Raw genomic sequence first — 19405 nt, 5'->3', positions numbered from 1 at the left:
TCAGCGCACACGGTGCGCATGTGGTAGAATGCTAGTCCATTCTATAAAAAGGAGTCTGAACGGCCTTGTCGAGAACGAGAGAGATATTCGAAAAGGTGGACAGGAAATTAAAGGAGAGGGCGGACGAGTACAGGGACGTCGGGGCTCTCTATAAGATCGTTCTCGGCGGCGGGGACGGGGGAACGTGGCTCATAGATTTCAGGCCGGAGTCGATAGGGGTGAGGGAAGAGGGAGGCGAGGCGGAGTGCACGATAGAGACGAAGGACGAGCACTTCGTAAACCTCTTCGACGGGAAGCTCTCGCCGGAGAACGCGCTCCTTACGGGGAAGGTGAAAATTTCGGGCGACATGCTCCTGGCAATGAGGTTCGGCGAGCTGCTGAAGAAGAGCAGATAGGCCGGGCCGCTATAGACGTCTAATAGCCGTAGGCCTTCAGCCTGTCGGACACCCGTTCCGAATATTCCTTGAGCTCGGGGTCCTTCAGGAACGCGAGCCGGCGCGTTTCGTTTACGCCCGCTGCCGTTTTTTCTATCGACAGGGGAGCGGGGCAGAGCCCGCAGAAATCGGACAGCGATTTAAGGACAGGGGCCGGGTTCTCCAGGAAGTCTTCGTACCTGACCTCGACAGCCCTCTCCCCCAGGCTGGAGACGTGCCTGCGGGCTTCGGCCATGTACTCCTCCCACATGAGGAGCCCCTCTTCGAGCGAGGCCCCGCGGAGGTCGGTGAAAACCTTCCCCGTGCCTATGTGGCGGCGCACCAGGAAATATTTGTAAAGCGTTCCGGGCAAGCCGCCCTTTTCCCTGAGCCGCGAGAGACCCTTTCTTCGCCTCGTCCTGAGGCTGTTTACGATGTCGAGGGGATGCCTGTATATGTGGATTATTCTTGCGTCGGGGAAGAGGTCGAGCCACAATGGCAGGGTATAGGTGTTACGTGGGTCTTTCCACCCCCAGGGCACGTCGAGCGCGGCCGGGGTGCGGTATTTGAAGTAATCGCCAAGCCCGAGGAATGAAATCGCCTTCGGGGTCTTCATTGTGAATTCGACGAACCCGCCGTAGAGGGCCCTGGCCTCTGGGTCTTCGAGGAGATACCTGATAACGCCCGGGTTTTCGAGGCCGCCGCTGCACTGAGTGAGGAGCCAGTCGTTTAGCTGCCTGAAGAAAACCGCTTCGTGGTTGTCCGTGAGTTTCTTGCCCGCATAGAGACCGAGGTCGTCCAGCATCTTCGTGAGCATGGTCGTTCCGGAACGGCTCATCCCGATTACTATGACGGGGGGGAGGGGTTTCATTTCAATAGGGAAATTACACTAAACGGCGCGCAAACACAATCGTCCCGGGGCGGCGCACTATGTGTCCGCGGGGCTCCATATACAGAGCGTCTGCCGTGTGATGATCCGGCGAAAGCCGGAGAGACTTCAGCGCGCGAGGAAGCTTCTCAGTATCTCGCCCATCTCGGACGTGGCCAGCTTTTCGAGCGCCCTCTTTTCGATCTGCCTTATGCGCTCCCTCGTGAGATCGAACCTCCTGCCTATCTCGTCGAGGGTGTACGTACAGTCCTGATCGATGCCGAACCTGAGCCTGATTATCTCCTCTTCCCGGGGCGTCAGGATGTTGAGCGCGTCCCTTATTTCGTGGGTGAGCGCGGTGCTCGCCATTATGGAATCGGGGGCGGGCGATTTGTCGTCCGATATGAAATCGAGGAGTGTCGTCTTCTCGCCGTCGAGTATGGGGGTATCGAGCCTTGCGGCGTCGTTCGTGGATTCGAGGATCCTCTTTACGCCCTCGACCGATATGCCCGCTACCTCGGCTACCTCTTCGGGAAGGGGCTTCCTGCCCATTTCCTTGTGGAGCATGGAGCTTATCCTGTAGACCTTGCTGGCCTGCTCCAGAACGTAGACGGGGACCCTTATGGTCCTGGTCTGATCGAGAAGGGCCCTCGAGATCGCCTGGTGTATCCACCACGAGGCGTAGGTGGAGAACTTGTATCCCTTGGTGTGGTCGAACCTTTCCACCGCGCGCATGAGGCCGACGTTGCCCTCCTGGATGAGGTCGGTGAGGGGAAGGCCCCTTCCCATGTACCTCTTGGAGATGCTGACGACGAGCCTGAGGTTGGCCTTGACGAACCTTTCCTTGAGCTCGCAGGCGCGCTCGGAGAAGACCTTTACGAAAGCCATGAGGCTCTCGATGCGCTTCGTGAGGTCATTTTCGTCGACCGCCCCCCTCGCGGGTTTTTTGACCGAAAGAGTGCTTCTTTTCTTGGCAAGCTTTTCGATGTTGAGGGTGAGCTCTTTTGCCTTGGCTTCGCACTTTTTAATCTGTGCGGAGACTTCTATTTCTTCCTTGGCGGTGAGGAGGGACTCTACGGCCATATCCTTGAAGTAGACGTAAAGAAGCCTGAACTGCTCGTCGGGCGTCCATTCCTCTTCCTGGTCGTCTTCGGCGGAGCTGTCCTCCACCTCGAAGCTGAAGTCGGATTCTTCGCTTTCTATAAGGTCGTTATCACCGAATCCCAGTGATGAATATGATTCTTCTTCCTGCTCGTTGAAGTCGCTCATGTTATCCATTTCGGACGCAACATGGTCTACCTCTCTGAATTTAGCCGATTTCATCTCACACACCTTCTGTCGTGGTTTTTAGTTTGAGTCGTATAAACGCAACCCGGAGCCCAACTCTATTACTATAAGTTTAGCATATGTGCTTGTCAAGTATTTTCTTCGCAAACGCAAAAAAATCTGACGGTTTGAAATTTTACAATAATTTAGGGTGCATAAAGCGCGCTTTCTGCAGTTATTACGGGCAAAAGCCGGTGATTTTAGTTTGCATTTTGCATATTGGATTCCTTGTTGGAACCGGGCGATTTTTGCCAGGATTCGTTGACGGCCGTCTTCTGCCCGAGGGTTTCTACGAAGGCTTCGGCGCCTTCCCTCTTTTTGAATACGGTGGCCTGGCTCCACGCCTGCTCGATGCTTCCATATTTGCCGATTTTAACCAGGGTCCACTTCTCGCCCCGGGAATTTTCTATCTCGACCGTGTACGCGTTATATCCCTTCCCCCTGTATTCGTTAACAACCTTTCGGGCTTCGTCGGGGGTGGCGAAGGCCGCGACCTGGAGCGTATAGCTTTCACCGGCGGAAGGCTTCTTTTCGGCCTCCTGCGGAGCCGTACCCCCTTCGGGCGTCCCGGTTTCCGGCGAGAGGACAGTGGCCTCTTCCGCCGTCGGGGAAAGCCTTTCGGGGCTTATGGAAGTGAGGCCGACTTCCGCCGTATCGGGAGCCTCTCCTTGGCCCGCGACAGTGATCCGGCCGCCTTCGACTATCGTTACGGCCTCGTAGGGGCTCTTCCCTTCGTCGCCTGACGAAGCGGCGACCCTCCCGGCAAAGCCGGGTGACGTGTCACCGGGCTCGGCCGCGCTCCGCGATATCGTTTCCCGGGTTTCGGTAACGGGCGCAACCGGCGCGGCAGCTTCCTTTTCCCCCAAAAGCCCGAAATCGTCGAGCTTCGTGCCGACGTATACCCCGGCGGCGAACACGATGAGCAGCATTAGCAAAGATCCGCCGCCCGAACCCCGTCTTCTCCTGCCCGAATCGGCAAGGATAAGTTTTGGCCTGATCTCTCCCATCGGCTTTTCCGCTACGCTCTGCCGAAGGGGGGATTTGAACCCCCACGAGCTTTCACCCACTGGATCCTGAATCCAGCGCGTCTACCAAGTTCCGCCACTTCGGCTTTAAAGCTGTTATTTATTAAAACCCCAGACGGCTTAATGTTATCACACATCTCCCAAGCCTTCCATAGCCTGCGGGGAAAATGTGCGGAAAACGGGAAGTTTCGTGTGGAAGCGGGGGTTCTAGTATTATTAAGGAGTCCGTGCGGGCATCAGGGGCTTCCCCAGGAAATTATGCGGACCGGGGTTATGCGGATTACCGGGAGCCCGGCGTCTTCGAGACCCATTTCTTTATATTGAGGGTATTTCGAGGAAAGGGCGCGGAGGGACGCCTCGTATTCGCTCCCCCCGGATATAATCCCGGCGCGGCCGTTTATTATAAGGTAGTAGAGATTCCGCCAGTCTTCGGAGTATTCGTCTATAACGAGCGATACGGATGGGTTGGCGGAGATGTTTTTTACCCGCCTGAGTCTTTTCCATTCCGTCTTCTTGGGCTTTTTGTCGAGGGGGGTGTATATAAAAGGCTCGGTATACACGAAACAGACCGGAACGACCAGAGGCTCCCCGCCAGGGGTCGCGGTCGCCATCCTCGCGACCCTTGCTGAAAGCAGTATTTCGATTTCCGAAGCCGAGGGCGTTACATGCAACTTAAACTTGAATTCTCCGGGTTCTATTTTATAATACCTTGTTTTTTGGTCGGAAGAATATGCTCTTTTAGGCTTCATGTGAGCTCAAATGGACAATGCAAAGATTTTCTGCGGGACTTCTAACGTACCCCTGGCTAAGGCTGTCTGCGAATACCTGAACGTGCCGCTCGGACAGGCGGAGCTGAGGCGCTTCAGCGACGGCGAGATATTCGCCGAGATATCGGAAAGCGTGAGGGGTTCCCACGTATTCGTCATACAATCGACGTGCCCGCCCGTAAACGAGCACATAATGGAGCTCCTTATAATAACGGACGCTCTCAAGAGGGCCTCGGCAAGGGCGATAACGGCCGTTATCCCGTATTACGGCTACGCGCGGCAGGACAGGAAAGTCCAGCCGAGGGCCCCGATATCGGCTAAATTAGTCGCTGACCTCGTCACGACGGCCGGCATCAGCAGGGTCGTGACGGTGGACGTTCACGCCGGGCAGATACAGGGCTTCTTCAATATCCCGGTCGATCACATATTCGCGGCCCCCATATTCATACAACATATAAAAGAGAAATACGCCGGCGAGGACATTGTCATCGTTTCACCCGACGCAGGGGGCATGGAAAGGGCGAGGTCCTATGCGAAGATGCTCGATGCCGCACTGGCCATGACCGACAAGAGGCGGCCCAACCCGAACGTCGCCGAAATCATGAACGTGATCGGAGACGTCGAGGGGAAGACAGCCATACTCGTGGACGACCTCGTGGACACCGCGGGGACGGCGATTCAGGCGGGAAAGGCCATTTTGAGGGAGGGAGCGAAGCGGGTTTCGCTCTGCAGCACGCACGGGGTCCTTTCGGGCAACGCGATACAGCGAATAACCGAATCCTCGCTCGAAGAAATCATACTTACAGATACTATTCCACAGACGCAGCACGCTGCCGATTGTGATAAAATCAGGGTAATAAGCATTGCAAATCTCCTCGGAGAGGCTATAAAGAGGATAGCCACCGGGGAATCTATAAGCAGTCTTTTCAACTAAAGAACCGGAGGGGTGCTAAGACATGGCACAGAGTACATTAGAGGTAACGCTGAGAGAAAAAACCGGCAAAAGCGGTGCAAGAAAAACCAGGAACGACGGCAATGTGCCCGGAGTGCTTTACGGGAAGGGAATCGAGCCCGTATCGATTACGGTGAACCCCGCGGCGCTGAAGCAGGCTCTTTCGACCGAAGCGGGCGAGAATACGCTTCTCGACATCAATTACAAGGACGGCGAAAAGAGCGTATCCAGGCTGTCCATTCTGAATGCCGCGCAGTACGACTTCCTTACGAACAAGCCGCTTCACTTCGACTTTCATGCCCTGGACGTAAACAAGAAGATAACCGTGAACGTGCCGGTGAAGATTTCAGGAAAGGCCAAAGGCGTCAAGGAAGGGGGAATACTCGAAGAAATTTTAAGGGAAATACCGGTCGAGTGTCTGCCGAAGGACATACCGAACTCGTTTGAAGTGGATGTGACCGATCTCGAGGTCGGGCATTCCATACATGTCGAAATCCTGAAGACTTCCGATGCAATCACCCTACTCAAAGATGATTCCGAGGCGATAGTCACGGTCTTAGCTCCGAAGCTCGACACCAGGACGGAAGAAGAGGTCGCAGCGGAGGCTGCTGCAGCAGAAGAGGAAGGCGAGGAAGAGAGCGCGGAAGAGGGCGAAGGTCAGTCGGAATAAATGAAATTGGTTGCGGGCCTCGGCAACCCGGGGAAAGAATACGCTTCCACGAAGCATAACCTCGGTTTCCTTGCAATCGATGAAATCGCCCGCAGGGCGGGCATCGACCTTACGAAAAAGAAGTTCAGGGGCAGTTACGGTGAAGGTTTTTTATCAGGGGAAAAGCTGATACTCCTCAAGCCGGAGACCTATATGAACAGGAGCGGCGAGGCGGTGTCGGAGGCTGCGGTTTTCTATAACATATCTCCACCGGACATTATTGTAATTCACGACGAAATGGACCTCCCGTCAGGCACCGTGAGGGTTAAGGCGGGAGGGGGAAGCGCGGGGCATAACGGCATAAGGTCGATAATTGACAGGCTCGGAAGCACCGAATTCATAAGGGTAAGGATGGGGATAGGCAAGCCGGGGGAAAAATCGAGGGGGGCTTCACACGTGCTTTCGGGATTCGGCAGCGGCGAGAGCGATACGGTGAAGACTTCGGTCGAAAGGGCTGCCGACGCGGTACTTGAATTAATTGAGCACGGACTTGAACGGACCATGAACAAGTTCAACGTCAGGTCCGCCGAAAACTAATCGTTCAGAAGTAAATCCTGCTACTCGATAAAGGAGGTGTAATCGATGGGAGAAGTTATAGCGGCATATTTCGGCACCATACTCGGCTTAGCCGTCCTGGTCTACGCGTTTATGGTTTACAGGGAGATAACCACGCTCCCCGAAGGAAGCGACAAAATGAAGGAAATCGCCTCTGCGATTCACGAAGGGGCGATGGTTTTTCTCAAGAGAGAGTACAGAATCATCGGCATATTCGTAGTAGTCGTATTCGTACTTCTCGGTTTATTCATAGGCTGGGGCGCCGCGGTAGCATATATTGTCGGCGCATTTTCTTCGATGACGGCCGGGTTCTTCGGCATGAAGGCCGCTACCAAGGCTAATGTGAGGACCGCGCAAGCGGCATCCAGCGAAGGACAGGGCAAGGCGCTCAGCGTCGCCTTCAAGGGCGGGAACGTAATGGGACTTTCGGTCGCCGGCATCGGTCTCCTCGGACTTTCCGTCGCGTTTTTACTGGGCATTGGTCTTCCCGAAAATCCGGCTGACGCACAGGGACTCGCGGCTTTTGCGATAAAGTTCGGCGACGTTCTGGGCGGATTCGCCATGGGCGCAAGCTCGGTCGCACTCTTCGCCAGGATAGGCGGCGGCATCTACACGAAAGGGGCGGACGTCGGGGCAGACCTCGTGGGCAAGGTCGAGGCGGGGATACCGGAAGACGACCCGAGGAACCCGGCGACGATCGCCGACAACGTCGGCGACAACGTGGGGGACGTGGCGGGTATGGGCGCCGACCTTTTCGAGTCTTACGTGGGTGCCGTGGTCGCGACTATAGTCATCGCGGCTTCGAGCGGACAAAACCAAATCGCCCTCATAGCCATCCCGATAGTATTAATCGCCATAGGGAGCCTCGCATCCGTCGTCGGCTCGAAGAGCGTCGAGTGGATGAAGGATCTCGAGCCGCAGCTAGTTCTCAGGAGGGCGACCTTCTACGCCGGCGGCATATACCTCGCGGCTTCGCTGGTGGTTCTGCTTGCGGTAGGGCTCGTCGATGGAGTACAGAATATACTCTGGATATGGCTCGCATCGGTGCTCGGGCTCCTTTCGGGTATCGCGATAGGGCTCCTTACGGAGTACTACACGTCGAGCACGCCGGTGAGAAAAATAGCCGAAGCCTCCCAGACGGGCGTGGCGACGAACATCATACAAGGCCTTTCGGTCGGTATGGTAAGCACGACGCTTCCGGTTATCACGGTCGCGGTCGCGATAGGGCTTTCGTACTACTTCGCAGGACTTTACGGCATAGGTATCGCGTCCGTCAGCATGCTCGCGACTATAGGTATAACGATGTCGGTCGACGCCTACGGGCCCGTCGCCGATAACGCGGGCGGCATCTCTGAAATGTCGGGACTCGGACCCGAGACGAGGAAGATAACAGACAAGCTGGACTCGCTCGGTAACACCACGGCGGCCATCGGAAAGGGCTTCGCGATCGGCTCTGCCGCGCTCGCAGCTCTCGCTCTTTTCGCCGCGTACACCAAGGCCGTCGGGCTCACATCCATCGACCTCACGAACAGCCACGTCGTTACGGGCCTCCTGATAGGCGGCACGGTGCCGTTCCTCCTCGGAGCGCTCACGATGGGGGCCGTCGGCAGAACGGCGCAGAAGATGGTCGAAGAGGTAAGGCGGCAGTTCAGGGAGATCACGGGGCTCCTCGACGGCGACGGAAAACCGGACTACTCGTCCTGCGTCGGCATCAGCACCGACGCCGCTTTAAGGGAAATGGTAGTTCCCGGCGTAATAGCGGTAGTAGCGCCGATAGTCATCGGGCTCATACTCGGGGCGGGCGGCCTCGGCGGATTCCTCGCTGGGGCGATCGTCACGGGCGTTATGCTGGCGCTCATGATGGCGAATGCGGGCGGAGCATGGGACAACGCCAAGAAATATATCGAAGAGGGACACCTCGGCGGCAAGGGCTCGGACGCTCACAAGGCGGCCGTCGTCGGCGACACCATCGGCGACCCGTTCAAGGATACGTCCGGACCGGCGATGAACATCCTGATCAAGCTCATGTCGATCGTTGCAGTCGTCATAGCGCCGCTGTTAATATCATAAAAAAAACCGGGCGGGAGGCCGTGAAGGACTCCCGCCCTTCCTTTTTCCACCCACCGGCTTCTTTCCACAAGTATTCCAAGTATTCACAAATCGATATTTCCGGGTAGAATAGTCCGGATTAGGTTTTATCTGTCGCTCCGCCGATTTCGGGCGGGGCCCCAAAGACCAGGACAGGAGGTTTTAAGCTATGGCTGTAAAGCCGAGGTATTACGAGACTTTATACATTATCAGGCCCGACATCAAGGAAGAGGACCTCGCCAAGATAGAGCAGAGGCTCCGCGACGCCCTCGCGGCCCATGAGGGAGAGATAATAAGGTTCGACAAGTGGGCGCAGAGGGAGCTCGCATACGAGATACAGGACTATAACCGGGGGACGTATTACATAATTATCTTCAAATCGCTCCCCGGCGCCGTAGCCGAGCTCGAAAGACATCTCCGTTTTTATAACACCGACGTCCTCAGGTTCATGACAGTATCCATAACGGAAGCGGCGGCCAACAAGGAAAAGGCCGCACAGGAGAATAAGGCGGCGGAAGAGAGCAGCACGCCGGAGGCGGCGCCGGCCGAGGCCGCACCTGAGGCCGCACCTGAGGCCGCACCCGAGGCCGCACCCGAGGCCGCACCCGAAGCTGCACCTGAAGCTGCACCTGAGCCCGAGCAGGAGACCAAGGCAGAGAGCGAGCCGGCGACGGCCGAACCCACGGAAGGAGGAGCCAACTAATGGAATCACCGAGAGACAGAAAGTATTTCGCAAGAAAGAAGGTGTGCAGGTTCTGCACCGAATCGTTAGAGATGAACTACAAGAACATCGACACACTGTCGAGGTACATAACCGACAGGAAGAAGATAGTTCCCAAGAGAAACTCCGGGCTCTGTGCGCGCTGCCAGAGGCAGCTCGCAACGGAAATAAAGAGGGCGCGATTCATGGCGCTTCTCCCCTACACCGTGCTTCACTGAGCGGCGATGGCGGATTTCCGCGCACAGACGTTAACGCATAAAAATTCTGGAGGTTCAGGCAAAGATGAAAGTCATACTGATTTCCGATGTTGAATCGATAGGCAAGAGGGGTGAGCTGCTGGACGTGAAGAACGGGCTTGCCGCCAACTTCCTCATCCCGAAGAAGCTGGCCGTAAAGGCCACTCCCGGGAACATAAAGGCGTGGGAGCAGAAGAGCGCGTCGCTCAGGAAGAAAGAGGACAAGGCAAAGGCGGACGCCGAGGCGCACGCGGCCAGGCTCGAGGGGACGAAGCTGACCATAGCCGTCAAGGTCGGCGAGGAAGAGAAGATATTCGGCTCGGTTACGTCACAGGGCATATCCGACGCGCTCAAGGAAAAGGGGTTCGAGATATCGAGGAAGCAGATCGAGCTCGAAAACCCGATAAAGGCGCTCGGCACCCACGAAGTACCTGTAAAGATCTATCACGAAGTGACGGCTACAGTCACCGTCGAAGTGGTGGAAGAAAGCTAAGATAAACCCGGCACACATAACACGCATAAGCCCGGGTCTACGGGCTTATGCGCTCTCCTCTCTATATACAGCCTTGCGAATAAGTTACTGCTGATTCAGTATGTCCTGGTAGGTGATCTTCTCGTAGCCGGCCGGCGGAAGGAACTCCGCGGCGGGTATGTCTTCTTTTTTAACGGAGATTATCTCTTCCGTGACCGAGCCCTTGCCGTCCGGGGCGTAGTACACTGTTTTCATCGGATAGCCTTCCTCGTAGATTTCCTGAATTACCTTGTATTCGTTGTCGGAAATGGACGCTGAGCCGCCGATGTTCTGGCTTATCTTCTTTACCTCGTTCATCAGCTTGGACATCTTGTCGAGGTCTATTTCTTCGGAAAACCCGGGCTCCTTGCTGACCCAGTATTCCGTCTGCAGCTTGCCGTTGTCGTATATCTCGAGCTTCTTCGAGGAGTAGCCGGCGAAGCTCCCGGTTTCGTCCGTCTTCTTCAGCTTGACGTCCCTTTTTTCCTGGGGCGCGTTCTTGTTTTCGGACATGAAGGATTCGATGTATTTCAGGTATTCATCCCTGTTGAGGGTTATGTAGAGCTTCTTCTCGTCGTTTACGAATATAATGTTTCCGGAGTTGAGGTCGAATATGACCGCGGGGGAGAACTGGCCGGCATTTTCGACCTGTTTCAGCTTGTTGTCCTGTATGTAGAGCGTCACCTGCTGTTTCGAGGGGGAGCCTTCCTCGTAGACGACCTGCTGCATGACGAGCCCCGAGTAGGCCCTTTCGGAGAGAGCGCCAAGGGCGCACATCACCGCCAGGAAAAAAAGGAAAAAGCTTGCACGACGAAGCATGTATGTTACCTCCGTAAGTTTCTGAATGTCGCCGCCACGGGCAGATTGTAAGATAACCTATAATTGCCCGCGCCGCCACAGACAAGCCGGGCCGAAGGGGCCCGCGTAGGTATATACGGGGCCATATCGTGTATAATAGTTTCTATTGACCCCAATCCATTCTGTGATAGAGTAAACGGGTTAAACCAAAGACCGCAATATTCAGGGAGGTAGATAATTTCATGTCCGATTTTAAGGTGAAGTTCGCACCGGTAGGGGAAAAGGAAGTCACAAAGGCCATAGTAGAAGGCTTTGCCAATGAATTCAACGAATATATTACCAGCGACGTGATAGTCGTGGGGGCGGGGCCGAGCGGTCTCGTGGCTGCAAAGGACATAGCCAAGCAGAAATACAAGGTCCTCCTCGTGGAGAGGATGAACTATCTCGGGGGCGGTTTCTGGATAGGCGGTTATCTCATGAACAAAGTCACGGTGAGGGAGCCCGGGAACGAGGTGCTCGACGAGATAGAAGTCCCTTACGAAGAGGTCGAAAAGGGGCTCTACGTAGCCGACGGGCCTTACGCGTGCTCTAAGCTCATCGCGATGACCTGCGAGGCGGGGGCGAGAATAAGGAACATGACCATGTTCGACGACCTCGTATACAGGGAGAACGGCAGGGTGGCCGGCATAGTCATAAACTGGACGCCTATCGCCAACATGCCCAAGGAAATCACCTGCCTCGACCCGATCGCGATAGAGTCGAAGCTCGTAATCGACGCCACGGGGCACGACGCATACTGCGTTTCGAGGCTCTCGCAGCAGGGGCTTTACAAGAAGCTCCCGGGACACGGCTCGATGTGGGTGGAAAAATCGGAAGAGGCGCTCGTCGAGTACACAGGCGAGGTACACCCGGGGCTCATAGCCTGCGGCATGTCCGTAAACAGCGTATACGGGCTTCCGAGGATGGGGCCGACGTTCGGCGGAATGCTCCTTTCGGGCAAAAAGGCCGCCAAGGTCGCGATCGACATTTTAGAAAAGCAGGAGCAGGCAAGGGCCTGAGCCCGATTCATTAATAAAACAGAAAATCATAGGGGGGGAGGCCGCCGGCCTTTCCCCTTTCTTTTTCCTTCCCGTTTTATTCCAGTCGATTTATCCGAGAATTTCGAGGCAGCGGGCGCAGGGCTTTCCCTCGTACTGGACCTTGAGCACGTCTTCCTGCCAGTGCGAGTTAAAGAGGCAGCACGAAGGGTCGTCGCAGAAAGCCTCGCCGGAGAGCTCGTAGAAAAGTGCCTGAAGGGCGTATGAAGTGATTGCGGAGGTCGTCTTCGGGTCGTCGTAGTCGATGAACCTCCCCCTGTACATCTCGTCGAGCTCGCGGGTGTCTCGCCCGCTCGTTATAAGCCCGCCCTTTATGAAGTAGTATTCGCGCGGCCGCGCGGGGGCCTCTACAAGGCCGGACGTGGAGATTATAGCGGGGCTTCCGAGAAGGACGACGCGGGCGTGGTAGCGCCTTCCTTCGAACGTCCCCAAGAGGCGGCCTGTGAATATAAGGTGGAGGAATCCCGGGCCGGATTCTTCGGGCAGTGAATCGAAAACGAGCTTCCGGAGCGCCCTCTGGACCCAGAGCCCGTCGTAAAGAACGCCCCTGCCCTTCCCCTCGCCCAAGAGCATTCTCCCCTCGAACGCGGCTTCCGTGGAGCCCGCCGGATGGACTTCGTCGAGGGGGGATTCTATGCCCGAAACCCTGGCGGAGGCGAGCCTATGGGCTATTTCGTCGAGGGATTCGTCCCCCGCCCGGAGGTATTCGAGGAGGTTTCCGCGGTTTTCGGTACGGACGCCGTATTCCTCGAGCGAGGCGGCCACGGCATCCGCGTCGAGCGCTTCCGACGGGTGATCCGTATAGAGGCAAACTGTGAGCCGGGACATTGGAAGGATTAGTTTACCGGAAAGCATCGCCTGTCCGGGCGTTATATTATCTCGGCCACGATTTCTACCTCGACCGGGGCGTTTAACGGAAGCTCGGAGACCCCTACGGCTGCGCGCGCGTGGCGGCCTTCCTCGCCGAACACGTCGAAGAAGAGGTCGGACGCACCGTTAAGAACGCCTGCCTGCCCCGTAAAGCCGGGCGCGCTCGCGACGTAGCCCGTGACCTTCACAATTTTCTTTACGTTGTCGAGCGTGCCGAGCTCCTTTTTCAGCACGGCGAGGACGTTTATCGCCGACTGCCTCGCTGCGCGGGCGGCGTCTTCCGGAGAGACGTCCGCCCCGACTTTACCCTCGAAAAGCGGCTTCCCGCCCGAGAGCGGGAGCTGGCCGGACACGAAGAGGAGGCTGCCCGTTACCGACGCGGGCTTGTAGGAGCCGAGCGGCGACGCTATGTCCGGTATATCTATGCCGAGCTCCTTTAACCTGTCAGCCCTTGTCATTATGCGCCCCCGGCTTTAAGGCGACGTATATGGTGTTCGAGCCCCTCTGAACCAAGAAGAGGATGTTCTGACCGGGCGCCGCGGAATCCATGGACTTGCCGTAATTGTCGAGGTTCGTGATTTGCTTCTTGTTTATTTCTAAAATGACGTCGCCCGGCGCAAGACCCGAATTGGCCGCTATGCTCCCGGGCTGGACGTTCGTAATCACGACGCCCTCGGACCTCCCGGTGCCGAATGTGCTCTGCACCTCGGGGGTTATCTCCTGGACTACGAGGCCGAGGTCCTGCTCGACAGCCTTGCCCTTTACTCTTCTCGACTCCTGGGCCACTTCTTCGGGGAGCTGCCCGAGCTCGACATTAAGGGTCTTTACCTGACCGTTTCTGATTACCTTCATCTCGGATTTCGTTCCCGGGGGATTGGCCGCGACCGACTTCGGCAGCTCGGGCATGTTTTCGATGCTGGCGCCGTCGAACTCGACTATGATGTCGCCCCTTTTAAGCCCGGCCTTGTCCGCGGGGCCGTCCGGCGCTACGTCCGCAACGAGGGCGCCTTTATGATCCTTTAGCTTCATGCTGTCCGCGATATCGGGGGTCACTTCCTGAACGTAGACACCTATCCAGCCCCTGACCACCTTGCCGTTGCTCCGGAGCTGGGCGACGACGTCCTTGGCCATGTTGACGGGTATGGCGAATCCTATGCCCTGGCCGCCCGCTATGATCGCGGTGTTCACGCCCACGAGCTCGCCGCCGAAGTTAAAGAGAGGGCCGCCGCTGTTGCCCGGGTTAATGGCGGCGTCGGTCTGTATGAAGTCGTCGTAGGAGCCGAGGCCGAGAGACCTGCCCTTGGCGCTTATTATTCCCGCGGTGACCGTATGCCCGAGCCCGAACGGGTTACCGATCGCGAGCACCCAGTCGCCTATTTCCAGGCTGTCGGAGTTGCCGAACCTGACCGCGGGGAGCTTTTCCTTGGGCTCTATCTTGAGGAGGGCGAGGTCCGTTTTCGGGTCGGTCCCTATGATCTCCGCGCTGTATATATCGCCGTTCTGGAGTATCACCTTTATGTCGGTCGCCTTTTCGACGACGTGGTTGTTCGTGACGATGTATCCGTCCTCGCTGAATATGAATCCCGATCCGAGCCCCCTCCCCCTGAATTCTCTTTCAGGCTGCTGGCCGAAGAATTTATCGAAGAATTCGTTGAAGGGATCGTTCTCCCGGTCCTTGAAAGGAGATTCGTAGGAGAAGGTCCTTCCCTTGGAGACATTCGTCGTGCTGATGTTGACTACGGAAGGGCTGAGCTTTTTGACGAGCGGTGAAAGCGAATTGTATCCCCCTACCTCCTGCGCGCCGGCCTGCATGACCTGGCCCAGGGAGATTAAAGAAACGACGAGAGATAAAACGAATATTTTTGCCAGCCTTGACATGGCCTGAATACCTCCGGTTTTCATATTCGATGATTGAAAATAGTCAGGAGCACGCACCGCGCCGCTCATAATGTTCGAGGAAGACGCGCCTTCGTGCCCTCTGCGCGTATGGATTAAAAGTATACTCATTGAAACCTGAACGCCACTAGAAATTATAACTGATGAATTATTTTCTGCGTTTCCGGATAGCGACGGACAGAGTAAGGAAGAAAAAGGCGGTCGTTTATATGGGTTCTTTAAGGAGATCGTCCCAGTATTTGAGGTGGAGCCGGCTGGAGTAAAAACGCATTACGAGGTTCCTCAGGACGGATACGGCGCGGCTGTCGGCGAAGGCGACCCTGCCCATCATGCGGGACTGGTCCTGCACCTTGTTGACGCGGGGACGCCGCCTTACGACGTAGGCTTCGAGCGCCTGTGAGATGTATTTCGAGTCGGCCCGCGAGAGCTCGTCCGCGAGCACCGCAGCCGATTCTATGGCCATCGACACGCCTCCGCCGGCCGTGGGAAGGACGGCGTGGGCTGAATCGCCTACGAGGACGACGCGGCCCTTGTACCATTCGTCCATCCTGAGATCGCAGTACTCGTCGTGGAATATGTCCCCCGGGTCTTCGAGCCCGGCGAGGACCTCGGGAACTATGCCGCCGAAGTCGCTGAAGTGCTGCCTTATATGATCGAGGCGGTTTTCGACGGTTTCGGGCGTACCCCTGGGGCTCCGTATACAGGTGAACACGGAAAGCCTGTTCCGGGTCGGCCATATCCCGAGGAACTTGCCCGTGCCCCAGTATTCGGCTATCTGGGCCGATTTGGAGATACCGGATTTGAGCCAGAAGCTCCAGCCCCTCATGCCGCTGTAGGAAAGGGGGACGTCGCCGAACACGAGGCCCCTCGTTTTGGAGCGGACGCCGTCGCAGCCGACGACGAGGTCGAAGGACTCTTCGGTCCCGTCGCTGAACGTGACTATGGCTTCGTCGGGCGTCTGGTGAATCTTCTCGACCGTTACGCCCATCGTGAGGCTTTCGGGGTTTATGTTCTTTCTGAGGATGCTTATGAGCTCGGACCTGTATATGCTTATCATAGGCCCGTATTTTTCGGATACTTCGTCGACGGAGTAGGATCTCAGCATCTCGCCCTTTTCGTTCCAGACGTTGTAAGTGGAAAAGGGGAGCCCCGTTTCGATAAGGTCCCTGTAAAAGCCGAGCCCCTTGAGAACCCGGCCTCCGGAGGGCCAGAGGACGATGATGTAGCCGACCTTGCCGTATTCGGGTATGCGCTCGACCACGCGCGGCTTGAAACCCCTTTGCTGGAGGAGCCCCGCGAGGGTGAGCCCCGCTATGCCGCCGCCGATGATGAGGACGCGCATTTCCGGACCGAACCTTACGGGCAGCGAATAGCCTTCGGCTTCGGCCTTGTTTTCGTCGAGCTTTTTCTTTCTCTTTAAAATCGACATTTGTCGGCAGTTTGATACGAGATTAATAATTATTTTACATGGGTTAAGTACATACTGCAAAGCTTTTCGGAAAAGAAATTCCGGGGGGTTTCAGTACTGGGGGACCTGGTTATGTGCAGGAGCGCATATCTCTAGCTCAAGGCCGTCGGGGTCTAAAAAATGGTATGCGATAGCCTCGCCGCCGGGGCCGGTTTTCTCTTCTATGAATAAAATGCCGGCGTCTTTTAACCTTCTTGCCGCAGCCTCGATATCGTTTACCTTAAAGGCGATGTGATTGACCGGCCCGCCCGGGATGCGGTTTTTATCCTCCGTCAGGGCGAGAAAGACGCCGTTTTTGTTACCGAGAAAGGTTTTCTTGTCGCCGCCTTCGGGCCGTCCGTCCCGAATGATCTCGAGCCCGAGTATGCCGGAATAAAAGCCGACAGCCCTGTCCATGTCGGTAACGACTATGGCCGCGTGGTCGATTCCGCTTATGTTGTCTTCGCCGCGAAATATGCTCCGGAGCCATTCCATATATACGCCTCCCGGCGCGTCAGCCGAGCCTGAGCTTTTTTATCAGCGCCCAGCCCACGGCAGCGACGGCAATGACTATAATGACGGCCATGAGGAGGTAGCTTTTCGATATGGAGTGAAAGAAGCTGGGCTTTACCTGGACCACCTTTTCGAAAACGGGGGACTCGGCGAGGATTTCTCTTAAGTGCTCGTCCTCGACCGCGACCTCGACGGAAAGAAGGAGCGTTTGAAACCCGCTCTTTTCGGGTTTAACGCTCCATTCCCAGCTCGCCGTGCTGTCCTCGGCTATCGTCTTCGCGTCTTCGGTGTCGTCGATGGGAAACTCCTGCTCCGCCCCTATCGACGAATCGGAAACGGGGGTTATGTCGAAACCGCTCCCCTTCAGGTGGAGGGTAACGTTATCGCCGAGCCTGAGGCTGCCGTCCGCGCCGCTCTCGGCGAGGCTTTGGGAAAGGTCTTTAAGGAATCTATGTGTGACCGCGGCCTCTATCGTATAAGATTCGCCGACGCTCATTTCCCCCGGCGTGTCGAACACTATCCTGCCGGCGGTGAGACGGCGCATGCTTTTCCCCAGCATCTCGGAAACGGCAGGGCTTACGACGCCGGGCCCGGAAGGTGTTTCGGGGGCGGATTCCGGCGCGGGGACCGGGGCCGGCCCGGGAGCGGGCTCCGTCTCTTCGATGGTTATGGCGTCTATCATCTCTTTGGGGGAAGTTTCGGATTCCGGTGCGGTGGCGGCCCCGGGCGCGCGGGCCGGAGCTTCCGGGGCGGGGGCGGATTCGGGTGCCGTACCGGATTCGAGCCTTATCGTAACCCTTCTGTTGAGCCTGAGGGAGCTCTCGTCGCTGCCGGACGCGAACCTGTCGGTCTTGCCCTTCCCGCCGACCGTTATTCTCGCCGGGTCGACGCCCTCCGCCACGTAGAACCGCCGTACGGCTTCGGCCCTCCTGCGGGAGAGGTTGAGGTTGTACTCGTCGTCGCCCGTGACGTCGGAGTAGCCTTCGATGACGAGGACGGTCCCGGGATTATTCTTCAGGGTTTCGGCTATTTCTTTTAAGGCGGCTTCTCCGCCGGGGCCGAACGCGAATTCGTTGAGCTTGAAGAAGACGTCGGCCTTGCCCGGCGCCGTTTGTGCGAAGGCTTCCGGCGCTGAGGCGGGCAAACCGGGCAGGGAGACGCCGGGGAGCGCCAGAAAAAGCGCCAGTATGAGCGGCGCGGCAAAGTGTTTATACATCTTCAGCCTCAGAAGGAATTTTAACGCGGATGATTACCATTATCCCACCTTCGGTCTTCCCTTGTCAATAAGCTCGGCAGGAGTCGGCACGGCCCCGGGAGGCTTATTTACGAGCCTCGGCCCGCCTGAGGTGCTATACTAAACTTTATTCGGGAAATTATCCCCGGCCGCAGGGGACGAGCGTATGAGCAGAGACTACACGCTTTCGGTATACGATTCCATCGGGGCCCTCGACAGGGAGGGATACAACGCCCTCATAGACAGGGAAAACCCGTTCCTCGAATACGAGTTTTTAGAGGCGATGGAGGAGTCGGGCTGCGTCGGGCCGCACACGGCGTGGATACCGAGATACCTGGTGCTGAGGGACAGGGGCGCAATGGCCGGCGCGGTGGCGGCTTATATAAAGCTCGATTCTTACGGCGAGTACATATTCGACTGGGAGTGGGCGCGGGCGTTCGAGAACGCGCGGCTGAAATACTACCCGAAGCTCGTCGCGGCGGTGCCCTTCACGCCGGCTACAGGGACGCGGATATCCGTCCATCCGGAATACCCGTTCGAGGAGTGCGCCGGTATCCTGGCGAGGGGGCTTGCCGAGCTTGCGGTGAGGGAGGAGTGCTCGTCCGCGCACGTGCTTTTCCTTACGGAAAGGGAGTGCTCGCTCCTGGAGAGGCTCGGGTTCCTTACGCGGATCACGCATCAGTATCACTGGAAGAACAGGAATTACGGGAGCTTCGAGGACTTTTTAGGGGACCTTCGCTCGGGAAGGAGGAAGCAGATAAAGAAGGAAAGAAGATCGCTCGAAGGAACGGGCCTCGAAATAAGGATCGTCGAAAAAAACGACATAAAGGAAGAGCACATCGACGCCGTATGGGACTTTTACATGGACACTCATTCGAGGAAGTGGGGGAGCGCTTATCTCAACAGGGAATTCTTCGATCTGATGTGGAAGAAATACAGGCACAGGCTCGTTCTGGTCATGGCGCGCGACGGAGAGAGATGGATCGGGGGGAGCTTCAACATCGTCAAGAACAACAGGCTATTCGGCCGCTACTGGGGGGCGCTTGAGCCCTGCAATAACCTCCATTTCGAGTGTTGTTTCTACAGCTTGATAGATTATTCTATAAATAACGGAGTCGATATTTTCGAGGCCGGGGCTCAGGGCGAGCATAAATTCCTCAGGGGATTCGGGGCGGTTCCCACGTACAGCTCGCACCTGATTCTGAACGAGGCCGCAGGGCGCGCAATCGGCAAGTTCCTCGACCGGGAGCGCGGGTATACGGAGCGCCTCATAGAGCAGTACAATTTGCAGTCGCCTCTCAAATATTTGCACGGGCAGTAGAAAAACGAGGGACGGACGATTAAATTCTTTAAATAGTACGCGGCGAAGGAAGCCCCGG

General features: G+C 56.8%; 21 protein-coding genes and 1 tRNA gene. 10 read left to right on the top strand and 12 right to left on the bottom strand.

All coding sequences use genetic code 11. The annotated features are described in order from the left end of the window. Positions 1-65: 65 nt before the first annotated feature. On the top strand, positions 66-395 hold the full coding sequence (locus PKC29_06075; protein ID HML94978.1) for an SCP2 sterol-binding domain-containing protein: 330 nt from the start codon (positions 66-68) through the stop codon (positions 393-395). A 19-nt stretch (positions 396-414) separates the two neighbouring features. Here PKC29_06075 and PKC29_06070 read toward each other — a convergent pair whose 3' ends face one another. From PKC29_06070 to PKC29_06050, 5 genes are all read right to left on the bottom strand, one after another. After that, on the bottom strand, positions 415-1284 hold the full coding sequence (locus tag PKC29_06070) for a sulfotransferase (GenBank protein ID HML94977.1): 870 nt from the start codon (positions 1282-1284) through the stop codon (positions 415-417). 126 nt (positions 1285-1410) lie between these two features. After that, on the bottom strand, positions 1411-2604 hold the full coding sequence (locus PKC29_06065; GenBank protein HML94976.1) for a sigma-70 family RNA polymerase sigma factor: 1194 nt from the start codon (positions 2602-2604) through the stop codon (positions 1411-1413). A 203-nt stretch (positions 2605-2807) separates the two neighbouring features. Continuing rightward, complete coding sequence (locus PKC29_06060) at positions 2808-3536, bottom strand: SPOR domain-containing protein (GenBank protein HML94975.1); 729 nt, start codon at positions 3534-3536, stop codon at positions 2808-2810. A 97-nt stretch (positions 3537-3633) separates the two neighbouring features. Next, positions 3634-3718 (bottom strand) — tRNA-Leu (locus PKC29_06055). A gap of 150 nt (positions 3719-3868) precedes the next feature. Beyond that, on the bottom strand, positions 3869-4303 hold the full coding sequence (locus PKC29_06050) for a TIGR03668 family PPOX class F420-dependent oxidoreductase (protein HML94974.1): 435 nt from the start codon (positions 4301-4303) through the stop codon (positions 3869-3871). Positions 4304-4391: 88 nt separating this feature from the next. Between PKC29_06050 and PKC29_06045 the strand changes: the two genes are divergently transcribed. From PKC29_06045 to rplI, 7 genes are all read left to right on the top strand, one after another. Beyond that, on the top strand, positions 4392-5333 hold the full coding sequence (locus PKC29_06045; protein HML94973.1) for a ribose-phosphate pyrophosphokinase: 942 nt from the start codon (positions 4392-4394) through the stop codon (positions 5331-5333). A gap of 22 nt (positions 5334-5355) precedes the next feature. Next, positions 5356-6021 (top strand): 50S ribosomal protein L25, encoded by a 666-nt coding sequence (locus tag PKC29_06040; GenBank protein ID HML94972.1) that lies wholly within the window; start codon positions 5356-5358, stop codon positions 6019-6021. Further along, positions 6022-6597 carry an aminoacyl-tRNA hydrolase gene (gene pth, locus PKC29_06035; GenBank protein HML94971.1) on the top strand — a complete coding sequence of 192 codons (576 nt, stop codon included), beginning with the start codon at positions 6022-6024 and terminating at the stop codon, positions 6595-6597. It abuts the gene before it with no gap. 45 nt (positions 6598-6642) lie between these two features. Then, entirely contained in the window at positions 6643-8685 is a 2043-nt protein-coding gene (locus tag PKC29_06030) for a sodium-translocating pyrophosphatase (protein HML94970.1), read from the top strand. Positions 8686-8872: 187 nt separating this feature from the next. Next, positions 8873-9406, top strand: coding sequence for a 30S ribosomal protein S6 (rpsF, locus tag PKC29_06025; GenBank protein HML94969.1), 534 nt, complete (start codon positions 8873-8875; stop codon positions 9404-9406). After that, on the top strand, positions 9406-9642 hold the full coding sequence (gene rpsR / locus PKC29_06020) for a 30S ribosomal protein S18 (protein ID HML94968.1): 237 nt from the start codon (positions 9406-9408) through the stop codon (positions 9640-9642). The genes rpsF and rpsR overlap by 1 nt, the downstream gene beginning before the upstream one ends. A 64-nt stretch (positions 9643-9706) precedes the next feature. Continuing rightward, entirely contained in the window at positions 9707-10153 is a 447-nt protein-coding gene (gene rplI / locus PKC29_06015) for a 50S ribosomal protein L9 (GenBank protein HML94967.1), read from the top strand. Between the two features lie 84 nt (positions 10154-10237). Here rplI and PKC29_06010 read toward each other — a convergent pair whose 3' ends face one another. Continuing rightward, a complete protein-coding gene (locus tag PKC29_06010) occupies positions 10238-10990 on the bottom strand; it encodes a DUF4412 domain-containing protein (GenBank protein ID HML94966.1) in 753 nt (250 codons plus the stop codon). Positions 10991-11211: 221 nt separating this feature from the next. Here PKC29_06010 and PKC29_06005 point away from each other — a divergent pair, with 221 nt between their 5' ends. Continuing rightward, a complete protein-coding gene (locus PKC29_06005; GenBank protein ID HML94965.1) occupies positions 11212-12027 on the top strand; it encodes a sulfide-dependent adenosine diphosphate thiazole synthase in 816 nt (271 codons plus the stop codon). A 90-nt stretch (positions 12028-12117) separates the two neighbouring features. Here PKC29_06005 and PKC29_06000 read toward each other — a convergent pair whose 3' ends face one another. From PKC29_06000 to PKC29_05975, 6 genes are all read right to left on the bottom strand, one after another. Next, positions 12118-12894 (bottom strand): hypothetical protein, encoded by a 777-nt coding sequence (locus PKC29_06000; GenBank protein ID HML94964.1) that lies wholly within the window; start codon positions 12892-12894, stop codon positions 12118-12120. Between the two features lie 41 nt (positions 12895-12935). Continuing rightward, a complete protein-coding gene (locus tag PKC29_05995; protein HML94963.1) occupies positions 12936-13394 on the bottom strand; it encodes a RidA family protein in 459 nt (152 codons plus the stop codon). Then, complete coding sequence (locus PKC29_05990) at positions 13381-14814, bottom strand: DegQ family serine endoprotease (GenBank protein HML94962.1); 1434 nt, start codon at positions 14812-14814, stop codon at positions 13381-13383. The genes PKC29_05995 and PKC29_05990 overlap by 14 nt, the downstream gene beginning before the upstream one ends. Positions 14815-15037: 223 nt before the next feature. Beyond that, a complete protein-coding gene (locus PKC29_05985; GenBank protein HML94961.1) occupies positions 15038-16261 on the bottom strand; it encodes an NAD(P)/FAD-dependent oxidoreductase in 1224 nt (407 codons plus the stop codon). 90 nt (positions 16262-16351) lie between these two features. Further along, complete coding sequence (locus tag PKC29_05980; protein ID HML94960.1) at positions 16352-16774, bottom strand: VOC family protein; 423 nt, start codon at positions 16772-16774, stop codon at positions 16352-16354. Positions 16775-16793: 19 nt separating this feature from the next. Continuing rightward, complete coding sequence (locus tag PKC29_05975; GenBank protein HML94959.1) at positions 16794-18008, bottom strand: OmpA family protein; 1215 nt, start codon at positions 18006-18008, stop codon at positions 16794-16796. A gap of 184 nt (positions 18009-18192) precedes the next feature. Here PKC29_05975 and PKC29_05970 point away from each other — a divergent pair, with 184 nt between their 5' ends. After that, a complete protein-coding gene (locus tag PKC29_05970; protein ID HML94958.1) occupies positions 18193-19347 on the top strand; it encodes a GNAT family N-acetyltransferase in 1155 nt (384 codons plus the stop codon). The last annotated feature ends 58 nt before the right edge of the window (positions 19348-19405 follow it).

The organism is Thermodesulfobacteriota bacterium, from assembly GCA_035325995.1.
Classification (GTDB): domain Bacteria; phylum Desulfobacterota_D; class UBA1144; order Nemesobacterales; family UBA2774; genus JADLGH01.
The sequence above is the reverse complement of the archived record's forward strand: the minus strand, read 5'-3'. Positions and strand labels throughout refer to the sequence as shown.